20 protein-coding genes are annotated in these 24,295 nt (G+C 65.3%); 5 read left to right on the plus strand and 15 right to left on the minus strand.

Translation table 11 applies throughout. The features are described 5' to 3' along the window. Positions 1-47: 47 nt before the first annotated feature. From mlaE to AC3FNH_RS20750, 3 genes are all read right to left on the minus strand, one after another. The gene (gene mlaE, locus AC3FNH_RS20740; protein WP_276098755.1) at positions 48-824 is read right to left on the minus strand and encodes a lipid asymmetry maintenance ABC transporter permease subunit MlaE; all 777 of its coding nucleotides are present in this window, start codon (positions 822-824) and stop codon (positions 48-50) included. Continuing rightward, positions 821-1,642, minus strand: a complete 822-nt coding sequence (locus tag AC3FNH_RS20745) for an ABC transporter ATP-binding protein (RefSeq protein WP_488721417.1) — start codon at positions 1,640-1,642, stop codon at positions 821-823. The genes mlaE and AC3FNH_RS20745 overlap by 4 nt, the downstream gene beginning before the upstream one ends. Positions 1,643-1,737: 95 nt before the next feature. Then, on the minus strand, positions 1,738-2,679 hold the full coding sequence (locus AC3FNH_RS20750) for a Bug family tripartite tricarboxylate transporter substrate binding protein (RefSeq protein ID WP_488721438.1): 942 nt from the start codon (positions 2,677-2,679) through the stop codon (positions 1,738-1,740). Between AC3FNH_RS20750 and AC3FNH_RS20755 the strand changes: the two genes are divergently transcribed. Further along, on the plus strand, positions 2,603-2,974 hold the full coding sequence (locus AC3FNH_RS20755) for a hypothetical protein (RefSeq protein ID WP_488721439.1): 372 nt from the start codon (positions 2,603-2,605) through the stop codon (positions 2,972-2,974). The two genes, AC3FNH_RS20750 and AC3FNH_RS20755, sit on opposite strands and share 77 nt — an antisense overlap. 72 nt (positions 2,975-3,046) lie before the next feature. Then, on the plus strand, positions 3,047-3,583 hold the full coding sequence (locus AC3FNH_RS20760; protein ID WP_488721418.1) for a GNAT family N-acetyltransferase: 537 nt from the start codon (positions 3,047-3,049) through the stop codon (positions 3,581-3,583). Between the two features lie 108 nt (positions 3,584-3,691). Here AC3FNH_RS20760 and AC3FNH_RS20765 read toward each other — a convergent pair whose 3' ends face one another. From AC3FNH_RS20765 to pilM, 11 genes are all read right to left on the minus strand, one after another. Next, complete coding sequence (locus AC3FNH_RS20765) at positions 3,692-5,155, minus strand: glutamate synthase subunit beta (protein ID WP_276098759.1); 1,464 nt, start codon at positions 5,153-5,155, stop codon at positions 3,692-3,694. Positions 5,156-5,267: 112 nt separating this feature from the next. After that, positions 5,268-10,070, minus strand: coding sequence for a glutamate synthase-related protein (locus AC3FNH_RS20770; RefSeq protein WP_488721419.1), 4,803 nt, complete (start codon positions 10,068-10,070; stop codon positions 5,268-5,270). A 360-nt stretch (positions 10,071-10,430) separates the two neighbouring features. Next, positions 10,431-11,135 carry a transposase gene (locus AC3FNH_RS20775; RefSeq protein ID WP_276098761.1) on the minus strand — a complete coding sequence of 235 codons (705 nt, stop codon included), beginning with the start codon at positions 11,133-11,135 and terminating at the stop codon, positions 10,431-10,433. Between the two features lie 105 nt (positions 11,136-11,240). Beyond that, on the minus strand, positions 11,241-12,377 hold the full coding sequence (locus tag AC3FNH_RS20780; protein ID WP_488721420.1) for a deoxyguanosinetriphosphate triphosphohydrolase: 1,137 nt from the start codon (positions 12,375-12,377) through the stop codon (positions 11,241-11,243). 54 nt (positions 12,378-12,431) lie between these two features. After that, positions 12,432-13,538, minus strand: coding sequence for a 3-dehydroquinate synthase (gene aroB / locus AC3FNH_RS20785; RefSeq protein ID WP_488721421.1), 1,107 nt, complete (start codon positions 13,536-13,538; stop codon positions 12,432-12,434). Beyond that, positions 13,535-14,077, minus strand: a complete 543-nt coding sequence (locus tag AC3FNH_RS20790; RefSeq protein WP_276100834.1) for a shikimate kinase — start codon at positions 14,075-14,077, stop codon at positions 13,535-13,537. The genes aroB and AC3FNH_RS20790 overlap by 4 nt, the downstream gene beginning before the upstream one ends. Before the next feature lie 289 nt (positions 14,078-14,366). Beyond that, the gene (locus AC3FNH_RS20795) at positions 14,367-16,484 is read right to left on the minus strand and encodes a type IV pilus secretin PilQ (RefSeq protein WP_488721422.1); all 2,118 of its coding nucleotides are present in this window, start codon (positions 16,482-16,484) and stop codon (positions 14,367-14,369) included. Further along, positions 16,481-17,020, minus strand: a complete 540-nt coding sequence (locus tag AC3FNH_RS20800; RefSeq protein ID WP_276098765.1) for a pilus assembly protein PilP — start codon at positions 17,018-17,020, stop codon at positions 16,481-16,483. The genes AC3FNH_RS20795 and AC3FNH_RS20800 overlap by 4 nt, the downstream gene beginning before the upstream one ends. Next, positions 17,017-17,685 carry a type IV pilus inner membrane component PilO gene (locus tag AC3FNH_RS20805; protein ID WP_276098766.1) on the minus strand — a complete coding sequence of 223 codons (669 nt, stop codon included), beginning with the start codon at positions 17,683-17,685 and terminating at the stop codon, positions 17,017-17,019. The genes AC3FNH_RS20800 and AC3FNH_RS20805 overlap by 4 nt, the downstream gene beginning before the upstream one ends. A gap of 2 nt (positions 17,686-17,687) precedes the next feature. Continuing rightward, positions 17,688-18,329, minus strand: a complete 642-nt coding sequence (locus AC3FNH_RS20810) for a PilN domain-containing protein (protein WP_276098767.1) — start codon at positions 18,327-18,329, stop codon at positions 17,688-17,690. A gap of 20 nt (positions 18,330-18,349) precedes the next feature. After that, complete coding sequence (gene pilM, locus AC3FNH_RS20815; protein ID WP_276100835.1) at positions 18,350-19,420, minus strand: type IV pilus assembly protein PilM; 1,071 nt, start codon at positions 19,418-19,420, stop codon at positions 18,350-18,352. Between the two features lie 379 nt (positions 19,421-19,799). On the opposite strand from pilM, the gene AC3FNH_RS20820 reads away from it, so the two are divergent. Then, positions 19,800-22,175 carry a penicillin-binding protein 1A gene (locus AC3FNH_RS20820; RefSeq protein ID WP_488721423.1) on the plus strand — a complete coding sequence of 792 codons (2,376 nt, stop codon included), beginning with the start codon at positions 19,800-19,802 and terminating at the stop codon, positions 22,173-22,175. Between the two features lie 74 nt (positions 22,176-22,249). On the opposite strand, the gene cyaY is transcribed toward AC3FNH_RS20820, so the two are convergent. Further along, on the minus strand, positions 22,250-22,585 hold the full coding sequence (gene cyaY, locus AC3FNH_RS20825; protein WP_276098769.1) for an iron donor protein CyaY: 336 nt from the start codon (positions 22,583-22,585) through the stop codon (positions 22,250-22,252). Between the two features lie 200 nt (positions 22,586-22,785). On the opposite strand from cyaY, the gene AC3FNH_RS20830 reads away from it, so the two are divergent. Beyond that, on the plus strand, positions 22,786-23,016 hold the full coding sequence (locus AC3FNH_RS20830) for a hypothetical protein (RefSeq protein WP_276098770.1): 231 nt from the start codon (positions 22,786-22,788) through the stop codon (positions 23,014-23,016). A gap of 2 nt (positions 23,017-23,018) precedes the next feature. Beyond that, complete coding sequence (lysA, locus tag AC3FNH_RS20835; RefSeq protein ID WP_488721424.1) at positions 23,019-24,290, plus strand: diaminopimelate decarboxylase; 1,272 nt, start codon at positions 23,019-23,021, stop codon at positions 24,288-24,290. Positions 24,291-24,295 lie beyond the last annotated feature (5 nt).

Raw genomic sequence — 24,295 nt, forward strand, 5'->3', positions numbered from 1 at the left:
TCTCTTTGTATCCGTTGTCCTGTCAGTTGTCCCGGTGCCGTCGTCCATCAGCTGAACATCAGCGCGGTCAGCAGGAAATCCAGCCCTAGCACGGCCAGCGACGCAATCACCACCGTGCGGGTCGTGGCGCGCGACACGCCTTCCGGCGTGGGCTTGGCCTCGAAGCCCTGGTATAGCGCGATAAACGTCACGGCAATGCCAAAAATAAAGCTCTTGATGACGCCGTTGAGCACATCGGCACGCACATCCACGCCGCCCTGCATCTGCGACCAGAAGGCGCCGGCGTCCACGCCGATCAGCTGCACACCCACCAGGTAGCCGCCCAGGATGCCGACCGCGCTGAAGATGGCGGCCAACACCGGCATGGCCACCACGCCCGCCCAGAAGCGCGGGGCCACCACGCGCTGCAAGGGATTGACGGCCATCATTTCCATGGCGGTCAGTTGTTCGCCGGCCTTCATCAGGCCGATTTCAGCGGTCAGCGACGTGCCCGCGCGGCCCGCAAACAGCAGCGCCGTCACCACCGGCCCCAGCTCGCGCACGAGCGACAGCGCCACCAGCAGGCCGAGTGCCTGCTCGGAGCCATAGCGGTTCAGTGTGTAATAGCCCTGCAGGCCAAGCACGAAGCCGACGAACAGGCCGGACACGGCGATGATCACGAGCGACAGGTTGCCGACGAAGAAGATCTGGTCGGACACCAGGCGGAAACGCCGCAGCAGGGCCGGCGACAGGCCCAGCACTGTGAAGAACATGCGGGTCGCGCGGCCCAGGCCCGTGACACCTTGCCGCACGGCGGCGCCGATTGCTGTGAGGAAACCCATCACTGCGCACCTCCGCCGGCAAAGTCCTCGGCCAGCGACGGGCCCGGATAGTGGAACGGCACCGGGCCATCCGCCTCGGCATGGACGAACTGGTGCACGAACGGATCGGTCGATGCGCGCAGGGCTTCCGGCTCGCCCTGCGCGGCGATGCGGCCGTTGGCGATGAAATACACGTAATCGGCGATCTGGAAGGTCTCGTGCACGTCGTGCGAGACGATGATGGTAGTAGCGCCCAGCGCATCATTGAGGCTGCGAATCAGCCGCGCGGTCAGCCCGAGCGAAATCGGATCGAGACCGGCAAAGGGCTCGTCGTACATCAGCAGTGACGGGTCAAGGGCAATCGCGCGCGCCAGCGCCACTCGCCGCGCCATGCCGCCGGAGATCTGCGACGGCATCAGGTCGCGCGCGCCGCGCAGGCCGACGGCGTTGAGCTTCATCAGCACCAGGTCGCGAATCACCGATTCGGGCAGGTCCGTGTGCTCGCGCAACGGAAAGGCCACATTGTCGAATACCGACAAGTCCGTAAAGAGCGCGCCGAACTGGAACAGCATGCCCATCTGGCGTCTGACGGCGTACAGCCCCGCCACGTCGAGCTTGTGGATATCGGCGCCATTGAACGTCACCGATCCCGATTGCGGCCGCACTTGCCCGCCAATCAGGCGCAAGACGGTGGTCTTGCCGCAGCCAGAGCCGCCCATCACCGCGATCACCTTGCCACGCGGGAATTGCATGGTCAGGCCGGTCAGGATCGGCTTGGCGTCAGGCGAGTAGGCAAAATCTACCGCGTTGAGTTCGACGAGATTGCGGGCAGGATCGGTCACGTTCGCAGCGTTCTGGGCAGTCGCGCATTATAAGGGCTACTACCTAGACCTGCAGGCGGCCGTGGGCCCGCCGCCACATTGACTGCGCGATGCCGCTATGGCGCGCCCTGCGCGGCATCGCGCAGGATGACCTGCCACTGGATCGATTCCGAGCGGATCGCGGTCGCGAAGGCCTCGGGCGAATCGCGCAGCGGCGTCAGGCCCGCGGCCATCAGGCGGGTGCGGACTTCACGCTCGGCCATCACCGCGTCCAGCTCGACCGCCAGCTTCGCAATGATCGCGCGCGGCGTCTTGGCCGGCGCCATCACACCGAACCAGGCGGCGGCGGCATAGCCTTCCAGGCCGGATTCCTGCAGCGTCGGCACCAGCGGCGCCAGCGGCGAGCGCGATACGCCAGTCACGCCGATCATGCGCAACGAACCGTTGCGGACATGGCTCTGCACGGCCGCATAGGAACAGAAACAGGCGCTGATGCGGCCGGCCAGCATCTCCTGCACGACCGCCCCCTCGCCCTTGGCCGTCACGAGCGGCACGCCGTTGCGAATACCGCGTACCGCGTATTCCGCATACAGGTGGGACGGGCTGCCCGACTGGCCATAGCCATAGCTGTAGGAACCGGGATTCGATCTGACGGCCACCGCCCATTGTGCCGGCGTGCGCATGGGCAAGCGGCCGTCGATGACCAGGAATAGCGGCGTGGTGGCCACGCGCGCCACCGGCGTGAAGTCGCGCACCACGTCATACGGCACGGGCTCCAATCCTGGCTGGATCAGCATGTTGGCCTGGTGAAACAGCAATGTGTGACCGTCCGAGCTGGACTTGGCCACCACATCGCCGGCCGTGGTACCGGCCGCACCGGGCCGGTTGTCCACGTCCACCGGCACACCGAGCCGAACCGACAGACGCTCGGCAAGCAGGCGTGCCACGGCATCGGCCACGCCGCCTGCAGGAAACGGCACGATGAGCCGCATCGGGCGTGCCGGGAACGACATCGTCCGTGCCACGGCTGGCGGCGCAGATGCGGTAGCCGTCGACACGGCTTGCGCGGCAAAAGGCGTCCATGCCGCCAGCAAGGCGGCCAACACCCCACACCACGTCACTACAGCATCCCGGATGGCAGCAGCAAGCATCAACTTCGCTTTACCTCGCCAAAGCCGCGACAAGATGCGCACTTCGGACATCAATTTTCTCCGGCGCGTCCCGCTTAGCAGGACCGCATCTGGTTCGGCTGAAAAAGGATTCGAGGCAATTTCCGATTATTGTTTTTGTAAATTGTACGAAGAGGCTCTGGCAGGACACAGGCACGTAAACCATAGCGCGGGAGAACCCTGAAAACCTGTCAAAGCCTGTGCAGACGTCCGGCATCCTTGTCCAAGCACTCACAGTGCCGCCTACAATGGCGCGATGTCTGAATTCCTGGTGCGGCGCATGACGACCGCAGACCTGCCCGGCGTAATCGAGATCCAGAAGCAGTGCTATCACCGCGGCCTGCTGGAAGGCGCCGAGGCCTTCGCCAGCCGGCTCACGCTCTCACCAGCGACCTGCGCGGTGGCCGAATCCATCGATGACCGGACTCTGGCTGGCTACCTGTTCACCCATCCGTGGCCACAGGACAGCCTGCCGCCGCTGGACGGCGTCCTGAAGCCTTGCGTGCTCGGCGGGACGGCGGCCACCGCCATAACCTGGTTTGTGCATGACATGGCCGTGGCGCCGGCAGGACGCGGTAGCGGTCTCGCGCTGCGGCTGTATGAAGCCGCCTTGCGGGCCGCGCTGGAAGCCGGCTTGCGGCATTCGCGCCTGATTGCAGTGCAGGCCGCGGCAGGGTGGTGGCGCAGGCTTGGGTACGCGCCGATGACAGCGCACCGGGCCGCCACGCATGCCGGCAAGCTCGCTTGCTATGGTCCGGATGCCGTGATCATGGAGTGCGCGCTGAGCGTCTGAGATTCTTCGCCGGATTGCGGGGGATGGGGAATGGTGGGGCGAAGAACCACAAAAAAAACCCGCTTGGCTAACACCAAACGGGTTTCCCAATCGGCCATGACGACGCAATCAGCGCGGCAGTTCTGAATGCCCCATCAGGAACGCATCAACCGAACGCGCCGCCTGGCGGCCCTCGCGGATCGCCCACACCACCAGCGACTGGCCACGGCGCACGTCGCCAGCGGCGAACACCTTCGGCACGTTGGTGTGGTAGGCACGCTCGCCTTCGGTGGCGGCCTTGGCGTTCTTGCGTGCGTCGGTATCGACACCGAACGCTTCCAGCATCGAGCCCACCGGGTTGGTGAAGCCCATGGCCAGCAGCACCAGGTCGGCCGGCAGGATGAATTCGCTGCCCGGCACTTCCTGCATCTTGCCGTCCTTCCATTCGACGCGGCAGGCCTTCAGCGCGGTGACCTTGCCGTTCTCGCCGATGAATTCCTTGGTGGCGACGGACCAGTCGCGGTCGCAACCTTCTTCGTGCGACGACGAGGTGCGCAGCTTGATCGGCCAGTACGGCCACACCAGCGGCTTGTTCTCTTCTTCCGGCGGCTGCGGCAGCAGTTCGAACTGGTTCACCGAGGCGGCACCATGGCGGTTCGACGTGCCGACGCAGTCGGAACCCGTATCGCCACCGCCGATCACGATCACGTTCTTGCCTTCGGCGCGGATGTCGTTCTCGCCGTCGCCAGCCACTTCCTTGTTCTGCGGAATCAGGAATTCCAGCGCGAAGTGGATGCCGTTCAGGTCGCGGCCCGGCACCGGCAGGTCGCGCGGCACTTCCGAGCCGCCGGCCAGCACGACAGCGTCGAACTGGTCCATCAGGTCCTTGGCCGAGATGGTTTCGCGCGCGTAGTTCTTGATGCCCGCCGGCAGCGCGCCGTCGGTCACCATCACGCCTGCGCGGAAGGTCACGCCTTCGGCCTGCATCTGCTCGATGCGGCGGTCGATCAGCGTCTTCTCCATCTTGAAGTCGGGGATGCCGTAGCGCAGCAGGCCGCCGATGCGGTCGTTCTTCTCGAACACGGTCACGTCGTGGCCGGCGCGCGCCAGTTGCTGCGCGGCAGCCATGCCGGCGGGACCCGAGCCGACCACGGCCACGGTCTTGCCAGTCTTGTGCTTGGGCGGCTGCGGTGCGACCCAGCCTTCTTCCCAGGCCTTGTCGATGATGGCGTGCTCGATCGACTTGATGCCGACCGGCAGCTCATTGATGCCCAGCGTGCAGGCGGCCTCGCACGGTGCCGGGCAGATGCGGCCCGTGAACTCTGGGAAGTTGTTGGTCTGGTGCAGCACCTCGATCGCCGACTTCCAGTCCTGGCGGTACACCAGGTCGTTGAAGTCCGGGATGATGTTGTTGACCGGGCAGCCGTTGTTGCAGAACGGGATGCCGCAGTCCATGCAGCGCGCACCCTGGATCTTCGCTTCGCTGTCGGACAGCGCGAACACGAATTCCTTGTAGTGCTTCACGCGCTTGACTACCGCTTCGTAGCCTTCGTTCTGGCGCGGAAATTCGAGAAAGCCAGTCGCCTTACCCATGTTGCGTCCTTGGTCTTGCTGGCAAGACCGGCTTGGCCGGCCTTGCTGTGAGGTCAGAATCTTGTCGGAGCCGCCGCCGCTGGCCGCGGCTCCCGTCTCGTGGTGCCGCGGATCAGGCGGCGATGGCTTCGCGGTCGCTGTCGCGGGCAGCCTGTTCCTTGGCGTACATCTCGCCCAGCGCGCGCTTGTACTCGGTCGGGAAGACCTTGACGAACTTGCGGCGCGCCGTGGTCCAGTCCGCCAGCAGCGCCTTGGCGCGCTCGGAACCGGTGTAGCGGAAGTGCTGCTCGATCAGGTTGCGCAGGACGACTTCGTCGAGCTGGCGCTTGCCGTTGACCTTGTGCCACGAAGCCGGGCTCTGGCCCTTCTCCTGGTCGGCCGCGGCCAGCACCGCTTCCAGCGCCACCATCGAGGTGTTGCAGCGCTTGTCGAACAGGCCGTCCTCGTCATAGACGTAGGCCACGCCGCCCGACATGCCCGCCGCGAAGTTGCGGCCGGTGCCGCCCAGCACCACCACGGTACCGCCGGTCATGTACTCGCAACCATGGTCGCCGGTGCCTTCCACCACGGCCACCGCGCCTGAGTTACGCACCGCGAAGCGCTCGCCGGCCACGCCGTTGAAGAACGCCTCACCGGCAATCGCGCCGTACAGCACGGTGTTGCCGACGATGATGTTGCGGGTCGGATCGCCACGGAACTCGTGCGGGGCGCGCACGATCACGCGGCCGCCCGAGAGGCCCTTGCCGACGTAGTCGTTGCCGTCGCCCACCAGGTCCAGCGTGATGCCGTGCGCCAGGAACGCGCCGAACGACTGGCCGGCCGTGCCTTGCAGCTGGATGTGGATGGTGTCGTCGGGCAGGCCCTCGTGGCCGTGCTGCTTGGCCACCACGCCCGACAGCATCGCACCGACGGTACGGTTCACGTTCTTGACCGGCTGGATGAACGACACGCGTTCGCCCTTCTCGATCGCCGGGCGTGCCTTGGCGATCAGCACGTGGTCCAGCGCCTTGCCGGCTTCGGCCGACAGGCCGTGGTCCTGCACGTCGGTGTGGTACAGCGGCGTGTCCGCGGGCAGCGCCACCTGGTGGAAGATGCGGGCGAAGTCCAGGCCGCGTGCCTTCCAGTGTTCGATGCCGGCCTTCATGTCGAGCAGGTCGGCGCGGCCGATCAGCTCGTCGAAGGTGCGGATGCCCAGCTGGGCCATGATCTCGCGGGCTTCCTCGGCAACGAAGAAGAAGAAGTTCACCACGTGTTCCGGCTTGCCCTGAAACTTCTTGCGCAGCTGCGGATCCTGCGTGGCCACGCCCACCGGGCAGGTGTTCAGGTGGCACTTGCGCATCATGATGCAGCCCTCGGCCACCAGCGGCGCCGTGGCAAAGCCGAACTCGTCGGCGCCCAGCAGCGCGCCGATGACGACGTCGCGGCCGGTCTTCATCTGGCCGTCGGCCTGCACGCGGATGCGGTTGCGCAGGCCGTTGAGCAGCAGCGTCTGCTGCGTTTCGGCCAGGCCCAGTTCCCACGGCGAGCCGGCGTGCTTGATCGACGACCACGGCGAAGCACCGGTGCCGCCATCGTGGCCAGCGATCACGACGTGATCGGCCTTGGCCTTCGACACCCCTGCTGCCACCGTGCCGACGCCCACTTCGGACACCAGCTTGACCGAGATATCCGACGACGGGTTGACGTTCTTCAGGTCATGGATCAGCTGTGCCAGATCCTCGATCGAGTAGATGTCATGGTGCGGCGGCGGCGAGATCAGGCCGACGCCCGGCACCGAGTAACGCAGCTTGCCGATGTAGTCCGACACCTTGTGGCCCGGCAGCTGGCCGCCTTCGCCCGGCTTGGCGCCCTGCGCCATCTTGATCTGGATCTGGTCGGCGGAGGCCAGGTATTCGGCTGTCACGCCGAAACGGCCCGATGCCACCTGCTTGATCTTCGAGCGCAGCGAGTCGCCATCCTGCAGCGGCAGGTCGGCCTCGACCACGTCGCCCAGCAGGCTCTTCAGGCTGTCGCCCTGCTTGATGGGGATGCCGCGCAGTTCATTGCGGTAGCGCTTCTCGTCTTCGCCGCCTTCACCGGTGTTCGACTTGCCGCCGATGCGGTTCATCGCCACGGCCAGCGTGGCATGGGCTTCGGTCGAGATCGAGCCGAGCGACATCGCGCCGGTCGCGAAGCGCCGCACGATTTCCTTGGCGGGCTCGACTTCTTCCAGCGGAATCGCCTTGGCCGGATCGACCTTGAACTCGAACAGACCACGCAGCGTCATGTGGCGCTTGCTCTGGTCGTTGATGATGTTGGCGTATTCCTTGTACGTCTGGTAGGCGCCCTTGCCGTCGTCAGCGCGCACCGAGTGCTGCAGCTTGGCGATCGAGTCCGGCGTCCACATATGCTCTTCGCCGCGGATACGGAACGCGTATTCGCCGCCGGTATCGAGCATGTTCTCCAGCACCGGGTTCGCGCCGAAGGCGTCCTTGTGCAGGCGCAGCGCCTCCTCGGCCACCTCGAAGATGCCGATTCCCTCGACGTTCGAAGGCGTGCCGTGGAAGTACTTCTGCACCAGCTCGCGCGACAAACCGATCGCTTCGAAGATCTGCGCGCCGGTGTACGACATGTACGTGGAGATGCCCATCTTGGACATCACCTTGAACAGGCCCTTGCCGATCGCCTTGACGAAATTCTTGATCGCTTTCTCGGCCGACAGGTCGCCCGAGAGGTCGGCCGCCATATCGGCCAGCGTTTCCATGGCCAGGTACGGGTGCACGGCTTCGGCGCCGTAGCCGGCCAGCAGCGCGAAGTGGTGCACTTCACGCGCGGTGCCGGTCTCGACCACCAGGCCGGTGGACGTGCGCAGGCCCTTCTCCACCAGGTGGTGGTGGATCGCGGACGTGGCCAGCAGCGCGGGAATCGCGACCTGGTCGGCGTCGACGCGGCGGTCCGTCACGATCAGGATGTTGTAGCCCGAACGCACCGCATCCACGGCTTCGGCGCACAGCGAGGCCAGGCGCGCTTCGATGCCTTCCTTGCCCCACGCAGTCGGGTAGCAGATGTTCAGTTCGTACGAACGGAACTTGCCGCCGGTGTAGTGCTCGATGTTGCGGATCTTGGCGATGTCCTTGAAGTCCAGCACGGGCTGGGACACTTCGAGACGCATCGGCGGGTTGATGTTGTTCAGCTCGAGCAGGTTCGGCTTCGGGCCGATGAACGACACCAGCGACATCACCATGTTCTCGCGGATCGGGTCGATCGGCGGGTTGGTCACCTGGGCGAACAGCTGCCGGAAGTAGTGGTACAGCGTCTTGTTCTTCGACGACAGCACGGCCAGCGGCGAATCATTGCCCATCGAGCCGGTGGCTTCCTCGCCCGACAGCGCCATCGGCGCCATCAGGAACTTGACGTCTTCCTGCGTGTAGCCGAACGACTGCTGGCGGTCCAGCAGCTTGGCCACGGGCTTCTTCTCGGCGGCAACGTCTTCGGGCTTGGCTTCGATCTCGTCCAGCTTGATGCGGACGGCGTCGATCCAGCTCTTGTACGGCTTGGCGTTGGCCAGGTTGTCCTTGAGTTCCTTGTCGTCGATGATGCGGCCCTGCTCCATGTCGATCAGGAACATCTTGCCCGGCTGCAGGCGCCACTTTTCGACGATGCGCGACTCGGGGAACGGCAGCACGCCGGCTTCCGAGGCCAGCACGACGATGTCGTCCTCGGTCACGTAGAAGCGGGCCGGACGCAGGCCGTTACGGTCCAGCGTGGCGCCGATCTGGCGGCCGTCGGTGAAGCAGATCGCGGCCGGGCCGTCCCACGGCTCCATCATGGCGGCGTGGTACTCGTAGAAGGCGCGACGGTTGTCGTCCATCAGCGTGTGCTGTTCCCAGGCTTCCGGGATCATCATCATCATCGCGTGGACAAGCGGGTAGCCGGCCATCGTCAGCAGTTCGAGGCAGTTGTCGAACGATGCGGTGTCGGACTGGCCCGGGTAGATCAGCGGCCACAGCTTGGGCAGGTCGTCGCCCAGCACCGGCGACGAGATCGCGCCGGTACGCGCGTTGATCCAGTTGACGTTGCCCTTGACCGTGTTGATTTCGCCGTTGTGGGCGACCATGCGGTACGGGTGGGCCAGTTCCCAGGCCGGGAAGGTGTTGGTCGAGAAGCGCTGGTGCACCAGGGCCAGGGCCGACACGGCGCGCTGGTCCTGCAGGTCCAGATAGTACTCGCCGACCTGGTTGGCCAGCAGCAGGCCCTTGTACACCACGGTACGGGCCGACATCGACGGCACGAAGTATTCCTTGCCGTGCTTGAGCTTGAGCGCCTGGATGGCGTGGCTGGCGGTCTTGCGGATCACGTAGAGCTTACGTTCCAGCGCGTCCGTGGTCATGATGTCGCGGCCGCGACCAATGAAGATCTGGCGGATCACCGGCTCGGTCTTGCGGACCGTCGGCGACATCGGCATGTTGGCGTCCACCGGCACGTCGCGCCAGCCCAGCACGACCTGGCCTTCGAGGCGGACGGTGCGCTCCAGTTCCTGTTCGCAGGCCAGGCGCGAGGCGTGTTCCTTCGGCAGGAAGATCATGCCCACGCCATATTCGCCGGCGGGCGGCAGGCTCACGCCCTGCGCGGCCATCTCTTCGCGATAGAACTGGTCCGGAATCTGGATCAGGATGCCGGCGCCATCGCCCATCAGCGCGTCCGCGCCAACGGCACCCCGGTGGTCCAAGTTCTCGAGGATCTTCAGGCCCTGGCTGATGATCTCGTGCGTCTTCTTGCCCTTGATATGCGCGACCATGCCGACGCCGCAGGCGTCGTGCTCATTGGTCGGGTCATACAGGCCTTGCGATTGCGGACGCAGGGCGATGTCAGTGGAAGTTGCGCTGGTCTGCGCCTGGGCCAGTTCCTGGGCCGGATGGTTTTGCGATTGGTCCACGGGCTGAATTCCGGTGAAGGCTGCGCGGAAGGCCGGGCAAACCGAACGGGTACCGCATGCTGCCTGCGCGCCGGACACAAAATCGGACCGGGTGGGCCGGTTTCGACCGGCTCATCTACTGTCAGGGGACTACGGGGACCGCAACGGCGTACACGAGCGTGACGCGCCGCACAATGACTGTGGGTGGAGCAACTATATGGGAATCCCACAAAGCCTGCAAAGTTTTTAAATGGGGTCAGAACATATTTAAAAACTCAAACATTCAGATGGAGCATTAAATGGGGACACATTAAAACGGCACATCTGTCCGGACGTGACCCCTCAGAAACTCCAGGAGCGGCTACGCACCGATGAGTCATGCTAGCCCGGCTCAGCAGCCAACTCACGCTTGGGCCGGCCCTTTGGCAATGGCTGCACGCGTCGAGAGCCTTGGCGCTCGAGCTGCGCGAGGAATGCCTCGCCGCCAAGCGGCCAGCCGCTGTGCGCATGCTTGCGCAGGGTGGCGAGTGTCCGGCCTGACAGGCCCTCGTTACACAGCGACCGGTAGTTGGACTGCCGCTCGAACGGCGTATTGCCGAGATCCCAGTAGGAAGAGTGATCACTCACAATCGCGCTAGCCTCAATACCAACATGATGACGATAGCTGCTCCACGGGTCGGCTTCTGGTGTCGTGGCCTCGCCAGCCCTCATGGCGTTGCCTTCGGCGTACAGCATCGCCGGCAACATCCATTCGGCTGGATCGAACACCGCGGAGCGGAAGCGCCCCTCCCACAGCGTGCCCGTGCGGCCGGCGGTACGGTTGAAGTGGCGCGCATAGCGACGGCCTACCGCCTGCATCGTCAGGCTCAGTGAATCGGCGCCGCGTGGCGTCGCCACGAGGTGAATATGGTTGGGCCGCAAGCCGTAGGCATGGATCGCCAGGTCATGTTCACGCGCGGCCATACGCAGGCAGTCCAGGTAGTGCAGGTAGTCGTCCGGCCCGAGGAAGACTGGCTGGCGGTTGTTGCCGCGTTGCAACACAAGAGCCGGCAGGCCGGCTGGGGAAAAACGGGGAAGTCGTGCCATCGGGGGCTGCAGAGATCAGAACCGGGTTGCCCGAATGATAGCCTGATCCGTCCCCAATTTCTGCGGGCACCCTTTTGTGCCCGCTCCGAACGCAAAGACCTGGGACTAGTTACCTTCGCTGACCGCAAAGATGCGACGGTGCTCGCGGATAGCGTAGCGGTCGGTCATGCCCGCGATGTAGTTGGCGATCAGCCGCGACTGGTCGCCCCCATGCGCGGCCTGGTACTGCGGCGGCAGCAGCCGCGAATCCGACATAAACGCCGCAAACAGATCGGACACGATGCGCTGCGCCTTGGACGACATCCGCATGACCAGGTAATGCCGGTACAGGTGCCGGAACAGGAAGCGCTTGAGCGTGGCCGCCTCTTCGTGGATCTGGGCGCTGAACCCGACCAGCGGCCCCGCCGCGCGCACCGCCTCGATCGAGCGCGGATTCGCCGCGGCAATGTTCCGGCTGGTGGTTTCGATCAGGTCCACGATCAACGTGTTGATCATGCGCCGCACGGTTTCATTGATCGCGCGGCGGCCGTTGATGCCCGGGAACGCCTCGGCCACCTCGGCCCGGTGGCGACCCCACATCGGCACTTCGTCGAGCTGTTCCAGCGTCAGCAGGCCCGAGCGCAGGCCGTCATCGATATCGTGGTTGTTGTAGGCGATTTCGTCGGCCAGGTTGGCCAGCTGCGCCTCCAGCGACGGCTGCGAGCCCTCCAGGAAGCGCCGGCCCAGTTCGCCAAGCGCGGCCGCGTTGACGCGCGAGCAATGCTTGAGGATGCCTTCGCGCGTCTCGAAGGTCAGGTTCAGGCCATTGAAGCCGCCGTAGCGCTCTTCCAGCTCGTCCACCACCAGCAGGCTCTGCAGGTTGTGCTCGAAGCCGCCGTAGTTCTTCATGCAGGCGTTGAGCGCGTCCTGGCCGGCGTGGCCGAACGGGGTGTGGCCAAGGTCGTGCGCGAGCGAGATCGCTTCGACGAGATCCTCGTTCAGGCGCAGGTTGCGCGCGATCGAGCGAGCGATCTGCGCCACTTCCAGGCTGTGCGTCAGGCGCGTGCGGAACAGGTCGCCCTCATGGTTGACGAAGACCTGGGTCTTGTACTCGAGCCTGCGGAAGGCCGTACTGTGGATGACACGGTCGCGATCGCGCTGGAATTCGCTGCGCGACGACGACGCGGGCTCGGCGTGGACCCGTCCGCGCGTCTGCGCGGAGCGGGCGGCGTAGGGAGCGAGATGGCTTTCAAGGTCGGTCATGCGGCAATCCGTGGGCTGGGTCAGGGTTGCGAGGCATAACCGATCGCGAATCACTTACGCGACCGTGGCCTCGGTGGGAGGTTTAAGGACTGCCTGCGCCAGCGTCGCGCGCAGGTCGGCATCGGGAACCGTGGTAATGAACGCTTCGCCAAGCTTCTTCAGCAGGATGAACTTGATGCTGCCGGCTTCGGCCTTCTTGTCCACCTTCATCAGTTCGATATAGCGGTCGGCGCCCAGTTCCGGCGCAACGATGGGCAGCATGGCCGCCTGCGTCAGTTGACGGATGCGCGCGCGCGTCTCGGTGTCGATGAAGCCCAGGCGGTGGGACAGGTCCGCCGCCATCACCATGCCACAGCCGACTGCTTCGCCATGCAGCCACTCGCCGTAGCCCATGCCCGCTTCGATGGCATGGCCGAAGGTGTGGCCGAAGTTCAGGATCGCGCGCAGCCCGCCTTCGCGCTCGTCCTGGGCCACCACACCGGCCTTGATCTCGCAGGAACGTTGCACGGCCAGGGCCATCAGGTCCGGGTCGCAGTTGTTCAGCGCGGCGATATTGCGCTCGATCCAGGCGAAGTACTCCGCATCGGCGATCGCGCCGTGCTTGATTACCTCGGCCATGCCCGCAGCCAGCTCGCGCGGGGGCAGCGTGCGCAGCGTGTCGATATCGGCAATCACCGCGTTGGGCTGGTGGAACGCGCCGATCATGTTCTTGCCGAGCGGGTGGTTGATGCCGGTCTTGCCGCCCACCGACGAATCCACCTGCGAAAGCAGCGTGGTCGGCACCTGCACGAACGGCACGCCGCGCATGTAGCAGGCTGCCGCAAACCCCGTCATATCGCCCACCACGCCGCCGCCCAGCGCGACCAGCGTGGTCTTGCGGTCGGCGCCCGCCGACAGCAGCGCATCGAAGATCAGGTTCAGCGTTTCCCACTGCTTGAAGGCCTCGCCATCGGGCAGCGTCACGACGCGCACAGTCTTGCCGAGCGCCTTCAGGCTGGCTTCCACGCGTGCCGCGTAGAGCGGGCCCACCGTTTCATTGGTAACGATGACGGCGTGCCGGCCGCGCACGTGCGGGCGCAGCAGTTCGGCGTTGCCGAGCAGCCCCGAACCGATATGGATGGGATAGCTGCGCTCTCCCAGGTCGACTTGTAGCGTGATCATGAATGCGTATCTTTAGCCGGCTGTTCCGGCGCGGCAGCGGCGGGATCGATGCGGAAACCCGCCATTTCCAGTTGCATCAGCACCATATTAGCAAGCTGCGCCACCGAGGGCTTGCCGGTCTCGATGATGAAATCGGCCACCTCGCGGTACAGCGGGTCGCGCGTAGCGTAGAGGGCCTCCAGCTTGCCCTTCGGATCCTCGGTCTGCAGCAGCGGGCGGTTGCGGTCGTGCCGGGTGCGCAGCCACAGGTCATGCGGACTGGCGCGCAGGTAGACCACGGTGCCGCGGGCCTTGAGCAGTTCGCGGTTTTCCGCCCGCAGCACCGCGCCGCCGCCGGTGGCCAGCACGATGCCGCTGCGCCCGGTCAGCTCGCGGATCATCGCGGCCTCGCGCTCGCGGAAGCCTTCCTCGCCCTCGTGCTCGAAGATCACCGGAATGCGCACGCCGCAGTGCGCTTCCAGCTCGTGGTCGGAATCGAAGAACGGATAGTGCAGGCGCCGCGCGACCGTACGGCCCACGGTCGTCTTGCCGGCGCCCATCAGGCCGACGAAAAAGAGATTGGGGCGGCCGGTCTCCGTGGCCGTCGGCGAGGCTGTCACTGGATTGTCGTTCGGGAATGCGGATTCCGGTCCGCCCTCCCCCGTTGGAAACTGCATCATCTTCTTATGTTGAGCCGCAGGCGGCAAGTGGCGGATGCGGCATTGCCGTGCGGGCGGCCCCACGGACAAAAAAAGGCCGCATCAGTCGATGCGGCCTTGCAGTCTACTGCATCCAGGGTCCCGGGCGCCAATTACGCCTCATTCGCGCCCGGATCCGCATCATTCCGCATCATTTCAGCGTCACACTCTCATTCAGCACGCGCGGCGTCAGAAAGACCAGCAGCTCGGTGCGGTTGCGCACCTTGGCATTGCTCTTGAACAGATTGCCCAGCACCGGGATATCGCCCAGCCAGGGCACCTTGTCGGTGTCGTTGGACTCGGTTTGCGTGTAGATACCGCCGATGACCACCGTGCCGCCGTTGTCCACCAGCACCTGGGTCTGCACGTGCTTGGTGTCGATGGCGAAGCCCGACGTCGTCTGGATGCCGACGCTGTCCTTGTTCACGTCCACGTCGAGCAGCACATTGCCCTCCGGCGTGATCTGCGGCGTCACCTCCAGTTTCAGGTTGGCCTTGCGGAACTGGACCGACGTGGCGCCGCTGGACGTCGCCGCCTGGTAAGGCAGTTCCGTGCCCTGCTCGATCAGCGCCTTAATGTTGTTGGCCGTCACCACGCGCGGGCTCGAGATGATCTTGCCCTTGCCGTCCGCTTCCAGCGCGGACAGCTCGAGCGCAAGGAAGCGGGTCGCCGCGCTGTTGAATATGCTGACCGCGATGTTCGCCGGATTCGCGCCGTTGATGGCGCCAGCCGGCAGGCTCAGGAACGGACCGTTGTCGGAAGTCGTGCCTGGCAGCACGTTGTTGTACGTATTGCCCACCTTGGCATTGTTGTACTGGCCGGCAAAGCCGAGCTTGACGCCAAGGTTGCGGCTGAACGTATCGGTTGCCTCGACGATGCGTGCCTCGATGATGACCTGGCGCACCGGGATGTCGATCTTGGCGAGGAAGTTCTGCACTTCCTCAAGCTTGCTGGCAATGTCCGATACGAACAGCTGGTTGGTGCGCGCATCTGCGGTCAGCGAACCGCGCTTGGACAGCATGCGCGAAGCCATGCCGGCGGCGCCACCTACGCCAACGGCCGGGACCGCGGCGCCGGGAGCGCCCGTGCTCACACCCAGCAGCATCTTGCGCACGTCTTCGGCCCGCTGGTAGTTCAGCTGGTACACCTGGCTGCGGATCGGCTCCAGGTCATTGATCTGCTGCTGCGCCTCGAGTTCGAGCTTCTCCTTGGTGGCCAGCTCGGCCTTGGGCGCGACCCACAGCACATTGCCATTGCGGCGCGACGCCAGCCCCTTGGCATCCATCACGATCTGCAAGGCCTGGTCCCACGGTACGTCCTTGAGGCGCAGCGTGATGTTGCCCTGCACGGTATCGCTGGTGAGGATGTTCAGGTTCGTGAAATCGGCAAACACCTGCAGCAACGAGCGGATGTCGATGTTCTGGAAGTTGAGCGACAGGCGCTCGCCACGGTAGCCCGGACCGCTGATCAGCTTGGTCGGGTCCTCCTTGACGGGGCGCACTTCCACGACGAACTGGGTGTCCGTCTGGTACGAGCTGTACTCCCAGTTGCCGCGCGGCTCGATGGTCAGGCGGGTATTGCCGCTGGTATCCGTGGCGCGCATGCCCTGCACCGTCGTGCCGAAGTCGCTCACGTCGAAGCGGCGGCGCAGGTTGTCGGGCAGCGTGGTGCCAAGGAAGTCGACCACCACGTTCTGGCCCTGCTGCGCGATATTGATGCCGGACTCGCGCGAGGACAGGTCAACCACCACGCGCCCCGCCCCATCCGCGCCGCGACGGAAGTCGATATTGCGCACGGAGGCTCGCCCCGCGGCAACCGCGGTCAGTGCGGCAGGCGCCGCAAACGTGGGCGTGGCCGCCTTGGCCGCGGGTGCGGCATTATCCAGCAGCACCACGAACTGGTTGCCGCGGACTTCCGTGCGGTAGGTCGCCGCACGCGTCAGGTCGAGCACCACGCGCGTACGGTCCCCGATCTGCATGACGTTGGCGCCGCGCAGCAGCTTGCCGCCATAGTCATACTGGGCACGTCCTGCGGCAAACCCGGTGTCGAAGAAATCGAGCGCGATGCGCGCCGGCTTCTGAGTCGTGAAGTCCGCCGGCTTTTGCGCCGGCGGCGACTGCAGGTCGATGGTGAACACGGTCTGCTCGCCCACAACATTGGCCTCGACCGACTTCACCTGGTTTGCCTGTGCCAGCGCGGCCGGAGCGGCCAGCACCAGCGCCATCGTTGCTGCGCCCGCAAGCGCCCGGTACCAGCGACCCAGGGTCATGCCGACACCTCCAGCTTCAGGCTGGTCATTTTCTCTTTCCACTCGGATACCCCTTCCCGGACCAATTCGCGCAACACGATCTCCTGATCGGTGATGCGGACCACCCGGCCGTAGCTCTGGCCGAGATACTGACCCACCTTGACGTGGTGGATCTTGTTATCAACCCGCACGATGCCGAAGGTCTCGCCGTGTTTCTTCATCATGCCGAGCATCTTGAAGTTTTCGAGCGGATAGTCCTCCAGCGGCTCGCGGCGCCGCCCGGCTTCGGGCGACTCCGCCATCATCTTGTTGAGTTCCCCGATCTTGGTCTGCGCGAACGGCTCCGGCGCATTGCGCTCCGCATACTCGCGCGGTACGTAGGGCTTGGGCTCGGGCAAGGGCGCCGGCGGCTGGGCCTTGGCGTTGCGGGTGGCGTCCATCCACTGGTGCAGCGCCTGTTCGTCGCTGGATCCACACGCGCCCAGCAGGCCGGCGGCCAGCGCGGCGACGGCAAGCACCGCGGCGCGATGCGTGCAAAGGCTCACGAGGCGGCTCATTTCGCACCTCCGGCCGGCTTGGCAGCATTGGCGGCGGCCTTGCGTTGGGCGGCCTGCTCGTCCGGGTCCAGCGCGCGGTAGGCCATCGCGACCGCCTCCATGGTCAGTCCGCCGTCCTTGGTATTGGCGAGCTGCAGGTTCTGCATCGACACGATCCGCGACAGGGCAGCGACATCGGCATTGAATTGCGCAACATCGTGATAGCGGCCCGTCACCTTCAGGTTCACCGGGATCTCGGCGAAATAAGGCTTGAGGACAGCGGCCTGCGGCTTGAACAGTTCGAACTGCAGGCCACGCGCGACGCCGGCATGGTTGACGTCAGCCAGCAGGGCATCCATTTCCGTCTTGTTGGGAAGCTGGCGTTCAAGCTGCGCGACCCGCTGCTCGACCTGCTTCTTCTGCGCACGCAGTGCGTCGAGGTTCGCGACCTGCGCGACCTTGGACTGGTAGGCCTGCTTGAGGGTCTCCTGCTCCGAGCGCTGGCGGTCCAGCTCCTCGGACTTGCCGCTCCAGTAGAACTGCCATCCGAGCAGCAGCACCACCACGGCCGCCATGATGGCGAACACCACGCGCGGCGCCGTCGGCCAGGTCTCGGGCTCGTTCATATTGAGCCCGCGGAACTGGCCTGCCAGGTCCGACAGGTTGATTTCGGTATTGAGCCCCATGATCAGGCCTTTCCGTTGGCGGCCGGCGCCGAGGCCGGGCGTGCCGAGCCATCCTTCTTGTCGGCTGGCGTTTCGGGAGCGCGATAGGCGAAGCGCATGGAGAATTCGAACAGGCGGCGCTGCTCGCGCAGGTTGTTGGTCATCGTCACCGCCTTGGACTCGACCAGTTCGGCCTTGTCGAGCCAGGGCACCGCGCCCACATTGCGCAACAGCTCGGAAATGCGCTCGTTGGACTGTGCCACGCCGGCGATCGTGAAGGCCTCGCCAGTCTGCTTCAGGCTGGTCAGGTAGACCCCTTCCGGCACCTGGCGCACCAGCTCTTCAAGCAGCTGCACCGGGCGGTTGCGTGCGGTCTGCAGGCTTTCCACGGCCTGCTGGCGCTGCAGCAGGGCCTCGATGTCCTTCTTGAGCGTGTTGACCTCGCGGATCTGGCCGTCCAGCCGCGCATTCTCGGTGGTCAGCACCTGGTTCAGCGCTGCCACCGATGCGATCTGGCGATCGATATAAAGCCCACCCAGCAGCACCAACAGCGCCCCACCCGCGGCGGCGCCGCCAAGGATCGCGTAGACGCGCTTGCGCCGGGCGGCCTTGCGGGCTTCGTGGTAGGGCAGCAGGTTGACCGACGGGAGCGTGTTCGTTGACATTCGGATTCCCCCGGGGCGCGTTATTGCAGGCCGCGCAATGCCAGTCCGGCGCTGACGATATACGCCGGCAGGTCGCGCTGCAGGTAGCGCTCGTTGACCTTGCCGTTGGTGACCATGTTGGCGAACGGGTTCGCCAGCGTGGTGGTGATCTGGGTCTGTTGCTGGATGGCCGCCTGCACGCCAAGCAGAGACGCATGTCCGCCCGACAAGAGGATTTCGTCGACCCGCCCCAGGCTGGAGCTGGCAATGAAATTAGCCACCGCGGCCTGCACTTCCATGGCCAGCGCTTCCAGCGATGGCTTGAGCAGCTGGGCGCGCCAGGCTTCCGGCAGCGTGTTCTTGCGTTTCTTGATCTCGGCCTTGAGCGCGTCGAGCGTGAACATGCGCGCGGCGCTTTGCGTGAGCTGGTCGCCGTAGCTGTTCAGGGGCTGCTCGTACAGCTCCTTCCAGCCCTGGTAGAAGATGGCCTTGGAACGGCTGCCGCCGAGGTGAACGACGGCCACCACCGGCAGCGCGCGTGCATCGGCTTCAGACATATCGCGCGGCACGCCAAGCATCTGCACGACGGTCCGCTGCACCGCGTATTCCTCGACATCCATGACCTGCGGGCGCAGGCCTGCCATCTCGGCGGCGGTGACGCGTTCCTGCACGCGGTCGCTGTTGGCCGCGGTCACGCGCACGCCGATACCGCCCTCGGTTTCGCTCGGGCCAATCACGGCAAAGTCGAAATTGACCGCCTGCGACGGCGGATAAAGCCGGTGCGCCTCGGACTCGACCTGGGAATAGAGTTCGTCTTCGGACAGGTTGTCCGGCAAGCTGACGGTCTGTGACTCCGTCAGCATCGAAGGCACGCCAAGCACCACGTCCTTGGTGCGAATGCCAGCCTTGCCGAGCGCGCGTTTGAGCGCGATCCCGACCGCCTCGATATTGACCACGTTGCCATCGGCAACGGCACTGCGGTCCAGCAGTTCGCTGGCACACTTTTCCAGCCGGTAGTCCTGCTTGCTGCCCCCTACGGACAGCTCAACTACCTTGACACTGGACGACCCGATGTCCACGCCGACCGTAGTCCGGCGCAGAAGCCCCGACAAAATGCCCCGTCGCAAGGTGACCCCCTGACATTTGAACTCGCCCCTGGCTTGACTGCTCTAATCGGGCGGGCCCTGTTTCTCGATGAAACGTTTTGCTCTTTTATGTTGGCCGATTCTTACAAAAACCGGCAGTGCTGGCAATGTGCCGCTCTGACCACGCTTTTATTTTTGCGACGGCTCCTCCAAAGCGTTGCCAAAACCCCACGGTCGTCGGGTTCCCTTTCCAGCCTTTTTTCTGTTCTTACATCGGCGCAAACTGCGGCGATCAGGGACATTACATCTTGTAACAGCGCAGTAGCGCCGCAGGCGCCACTGTGCGGGAAGTTGCCGCTATCCCGGAAGATATAATCCCCCGCACTCCTGACTAGGTTTTTCCCTTATGGCCACAGCACAACAGAAGCCGTCCCTCCCTGCCCGCCGCCCGCTCTGGGCGCGGCTCACGTTCTGGGTGGTCGGTCTGATCGTCGCCGGCATCGTGGCGGTCGCGCTGCTGCTGGGCTATGCGTTGCTGGTGGCCGCGCCCAACCTGCCGTCGCTCGACACCATCACGGACTATCGCCCCAAGATTCCGCTGCGCATCTTCACTGCGGACAATGTGCTGATCGGCGAATTCGGCGAAGAGCGCCGCAACTTCGTACCCATCGCCGAAATCCCCGACGTGATGAAGAAGGCGGTGCTGGCGATCGAGGATGACCGCTTCTACGAGCACGGCGGCGTGGACTTTGTCGGCGTGTTGCGGGCAGGCCTGGCAAACCTGCGCGGCGGGCTGTCGCAGGGAGCATCGACGATCACCATGCAGGTGGCGCGCAATTTCTTCCTGTCGAGCGAGAAGACCTACACGCGCAAGATCTACGAAATGATGCTTGCGTACAAGATCGAGGCGAACCTGAGCAAGGACCAGATCCTCGAGCTGTACATGAACCAGATCTACCTCGGCCAGCGCGCCTATGGCTTCGACAGCGCAGCGCGCGTCTATTTCGGCAAGTCGGTGCGCGACGTCACGCCGGCCGAGGCCGCCATGCTGGCTGGGCTGCCCAAGGCGCCGTCTGCCTACAATCCGGTGGTGAACCCCAAGCGCGCGAAGGTACGTCAGGAGTACATCCTGCAGCGCATGCGCGACCTGCGCTACATCACGCCGGAGCAGTATGACCAGGCCCTGCGCGAAACGCCGAAGGTCCGCACGGAAGGCAACGAGTTCTCGACGCATGCCGAGTACGTGGCCGAGATCGTGCGCCAGCTGATGTACGCGCAGTACCGCGAGGAAACCTACACGCGCGGCCTCACCGTCTACACCACGCTGATGAAGCCCGACCAGGATGCGGCGTACGAAGCCGTGCGCTCGGGCATCATGAACTACGAGCGCAAACACGGTTACCGCGGCCCGGAAGCCTTCATCGACCTGCCCTCCGACCAGGCAGAACGCGAGCAGGCCATCGACGACGCGCTGGTCGAGCACCCGGGCAGCGACGACCTGCGTTCCGCCGTGGTGACCAGCGTGTCATCGCGCGAAGTGAAGGCCACGCTGCTGTCCGGCGAAGTGGCCACCATCGAAGGGGCGGCGCTGCGCTTTATCGCGCCGTCGCTGTCGGCGAACGCGCAGCCGAAGACCAGGATCCGCCCCGGCGCGATCATCCGCGTGACGCAGGACGAAAAGGGCCAGTGGACGGTCACGCAGCTCCCGGAAGTGTCGGCGGCCTTCGTTTCGATCAACCCGCAGGACGGCGAGATCCGCTCGATGGTCGGCGGCTTCGACTTCAACCGCAACAAGTTCAACCATGTGACGCAGGCCTGGCGCCAGCCGGGTTCCAGCTTCAAGCCGTTCATCTATTCGGCCGCGCTGGAAAAGGGCTTTTCGCCGGCCACCGTGATCAATGACGCGCCGCTGACGATCGGCCCGGACACCGGTGGCCAGGTATGGGAGCCGAAGAACTACGATGGCAAGTTCGAAGGCCCCATGACCATGCGCCGCGCGCTGGCCAAGTCGAAGAACCTGGTCTCGGTACGCATCCTGCGTGCGATCGGCACGCAATACGCCCAGGACTACATCACCCGCTTCGGCTTCGAGGCCGACAAGCACCCGGCCTACCTGCCGATGGCGCTGGGCGCGGGCAGCGTCACGCCGCTGCAGATGGCCGGCGCGTACTCGGTGTTCGCCAACGGCGGCTACCGCATCAACCCGTACCTGATCCAGAAGGTGGTCGATGCGCGCGGCAAGGTCCTTTCCGAAACGCAGCCGCAGCGCGCCGGCAGCGATGCCGTGCGCGTGCTCGATGCCCGCACGGCGTTCATCGCCGACACCATGCTGCGCGACGTGGTGCGCATGGGCACTGCCAACGCCGCCAAGCAGCGCCTCGGCCGCAATGACCTGGCCGGCAAGACGGGTACCACCAACGACGCCGTGGATGCCTGGTTCGCCGGCTACACCCCGAACCTGGTAGCCATCGCCTGGATGGGCTACGACCAGCCCAAGAGCCTGGGCGTGCGCGAGACCGGCGGCGGGCTGGCCCTGCCGATCTGGGTCGGCTACATGGGCAAGATGCTCAAGGGCGTCCCGGAAAGTCCGGAGCGCCCGGCGCCGGAAGGCGTGCTGATGGTCGGCGGCGACTGGACCTTCGAAGAAAACGCCAGCGGCGCCGGCGTGGCTTCGGTCGGCCTAGGCGATCCGTGGCCGGGCAAGCCGGAGGAAAGCACGCGCTCGCCGGCCGATGTCGAGGCCGAGAAGAAGAAGATCCTGGAGATGTTCGGCGGCGCCTGAGCCGTGTTGCAGCCAGAATGGAAAAAGCCGGCCCACGTGGCCGGCTTTTTCATTGGTGCGCATGACTTGGCGGGTCAGCCCAGCGTGAGCGCTACCTCCGCCTGCTGGCTCACATAGCTGGACAGCGCGTCGTACAACTCGTTGCCGCTGCGCGTATCGACCCAGCGCTCGCCGTCGCGACGGAAGTGGAAGCCGCCCGAGCGCGCCGCGACCCACAGCTCCTGCATCGGCGCCTGGCTGTTGATGATGATCTTGGAGCCGTTCTCGAATTCCAGCTCCATGACATTGCCGGTCCGGCTGATTTCGATGTCGGCGTCGGCCGCGTCCGCGGCGGCTTCCACCGCGGCTTCGATGCGGTCCAGCTCCTTGACCGCCAGGGCCAGGAACTCGCTTTCGCTCAAGGGGGGCATGCTAAACTCCAAGACCGCCGGCGCCAGCGCTGTCCGCCTTGCTGCTCACATTGAGCATCGCATGGGGCACCTGCAGTGGCCGGCATTATTTGTTGAGGATTCCCGGATTCCGGCCGTGCCCTGGAACTCTGGCGGCGGCCGCGGACGACACGCCGGCTGCCGGTCCGACAGCTTTCCCAACCGCTTTCAAGGACGACCCGATGCTCCGTCGTGTTGCGATTGTATCGGCGTTTGCCGCCAGCCTTGCGATGCCCCTGCTGGGCGGATGCGGCATTCGCGGGCCGCTGACCATGCCCAAGCGCCCGCCCGAGCCGACCGCTCCTGCCGTGCCCGATCCTGGCCTGGGACATGCGGACGCGACGCTGCCCGCCCCGGTAGCCCCCGCCACGCCCCCGGCCCCGGCTCCTTCCGACGCCCCTACCACCAGGTAACCATGACCGCATTTTTCCATCGCCAGGACGGCGCCCTTGTTGCCGAACAGGTGCCGCTGGCGCAGATCGCCGCAGAGTTCGGCACGCCGACCTACGTGTACTCGCGCGCCGCGCTGACCGCCGCCTACCAGGGCTATGCCGCCGCCTGCCAGGGCCGCAAGGCGCAGGTGCAATACGCCATGAAGGCCAACTCGAACCTGGCAGTGCTGCAGGTATTCGCGAGGCTCGGGGCCGGCTTCGACATCGTCTCGGGCGGCGAACTCAAGCGCGTGCTGGCCGCCGGCGGCGATCCGCGCAAGGTGGTGTTCTCGGGCGTGGGCAAGAGCGCGGCGGAGATGGAACTCGCCCTGGCGCACGACGTGCGCTGCTTCAACGTCGAATCGATCCCCGAACTCGACCGCCTCAATGCCGTGGCCGGCCAGCTGGGCAAGCGCGCGCGCGTATCGCTGCGCATCAACCCGGATGTCGACGCCAAGACCCACCCGTACATCTCCACGGGCCTGAAGGACAACAAATTCGGCATCGCGTTCGAGGAGGTACTCCCCACGTATCGGGCCGCCGCGTCGCTGCCGCACATCCGGATCACCGGCATCGACTGCCACATCGGTTCACAGATCACCGAGGTGGAGCCATACCTGGAAGCGCTCGACAAGGTGCTCGACGTGGTGGAAGCGCTCGAACGCGAGGGCATCGTCCTCGAGCACATCGATGTCGGCGGCGGGCTTGGCATCACCTACGCTGACGAGACCCCGCCGGACATCACCGGCTTCGCCACCACGCTGCTCGACCGCGTGGCCGCACGCGGTCATGGTCATCGGGAAGTGTTGTTCGAGCCGGGCCGCTCGCTCGTCGGCAATGCCGGCGTGCTGCTGACCCAGGTTGAATTCCTCAAGCCCGGCGCGGCCAAGAACTTCTGCATCGTCGATGCCGCCATGAACGACCTGGCGCGCCCGGCCATGTACGAGGCCTTCCACGGCATCGAGCCGGTGCTGGCAAGCAGCGCTTCACCGGTCACCCCGCCGGTCACCTACGACATCGTGGGGCCCGTATGCGAATCGGGCGACTGGCTCGGCCGCGACCGCGCGCTGGCTGTGCAGCCCGGAGACCTGCTGGCGGTGATGTCGGCGGGTGCCTATGGCTTCGTGATGAGCTCCAACTACAACACCCGCCCGCGCGCGGCCGAAGTGATGGTTGACGGCAACAAGGTCCACCTGGTACGCGAGCGCGAACTGGTCGAAGACCTGTTCCGCGACGAACGCCTGCTGCAGGACTGATCCTG

It is taken from the genome of Cupriavidus sp. 22TCCZM01-5 (assembly GCF_057798915.1).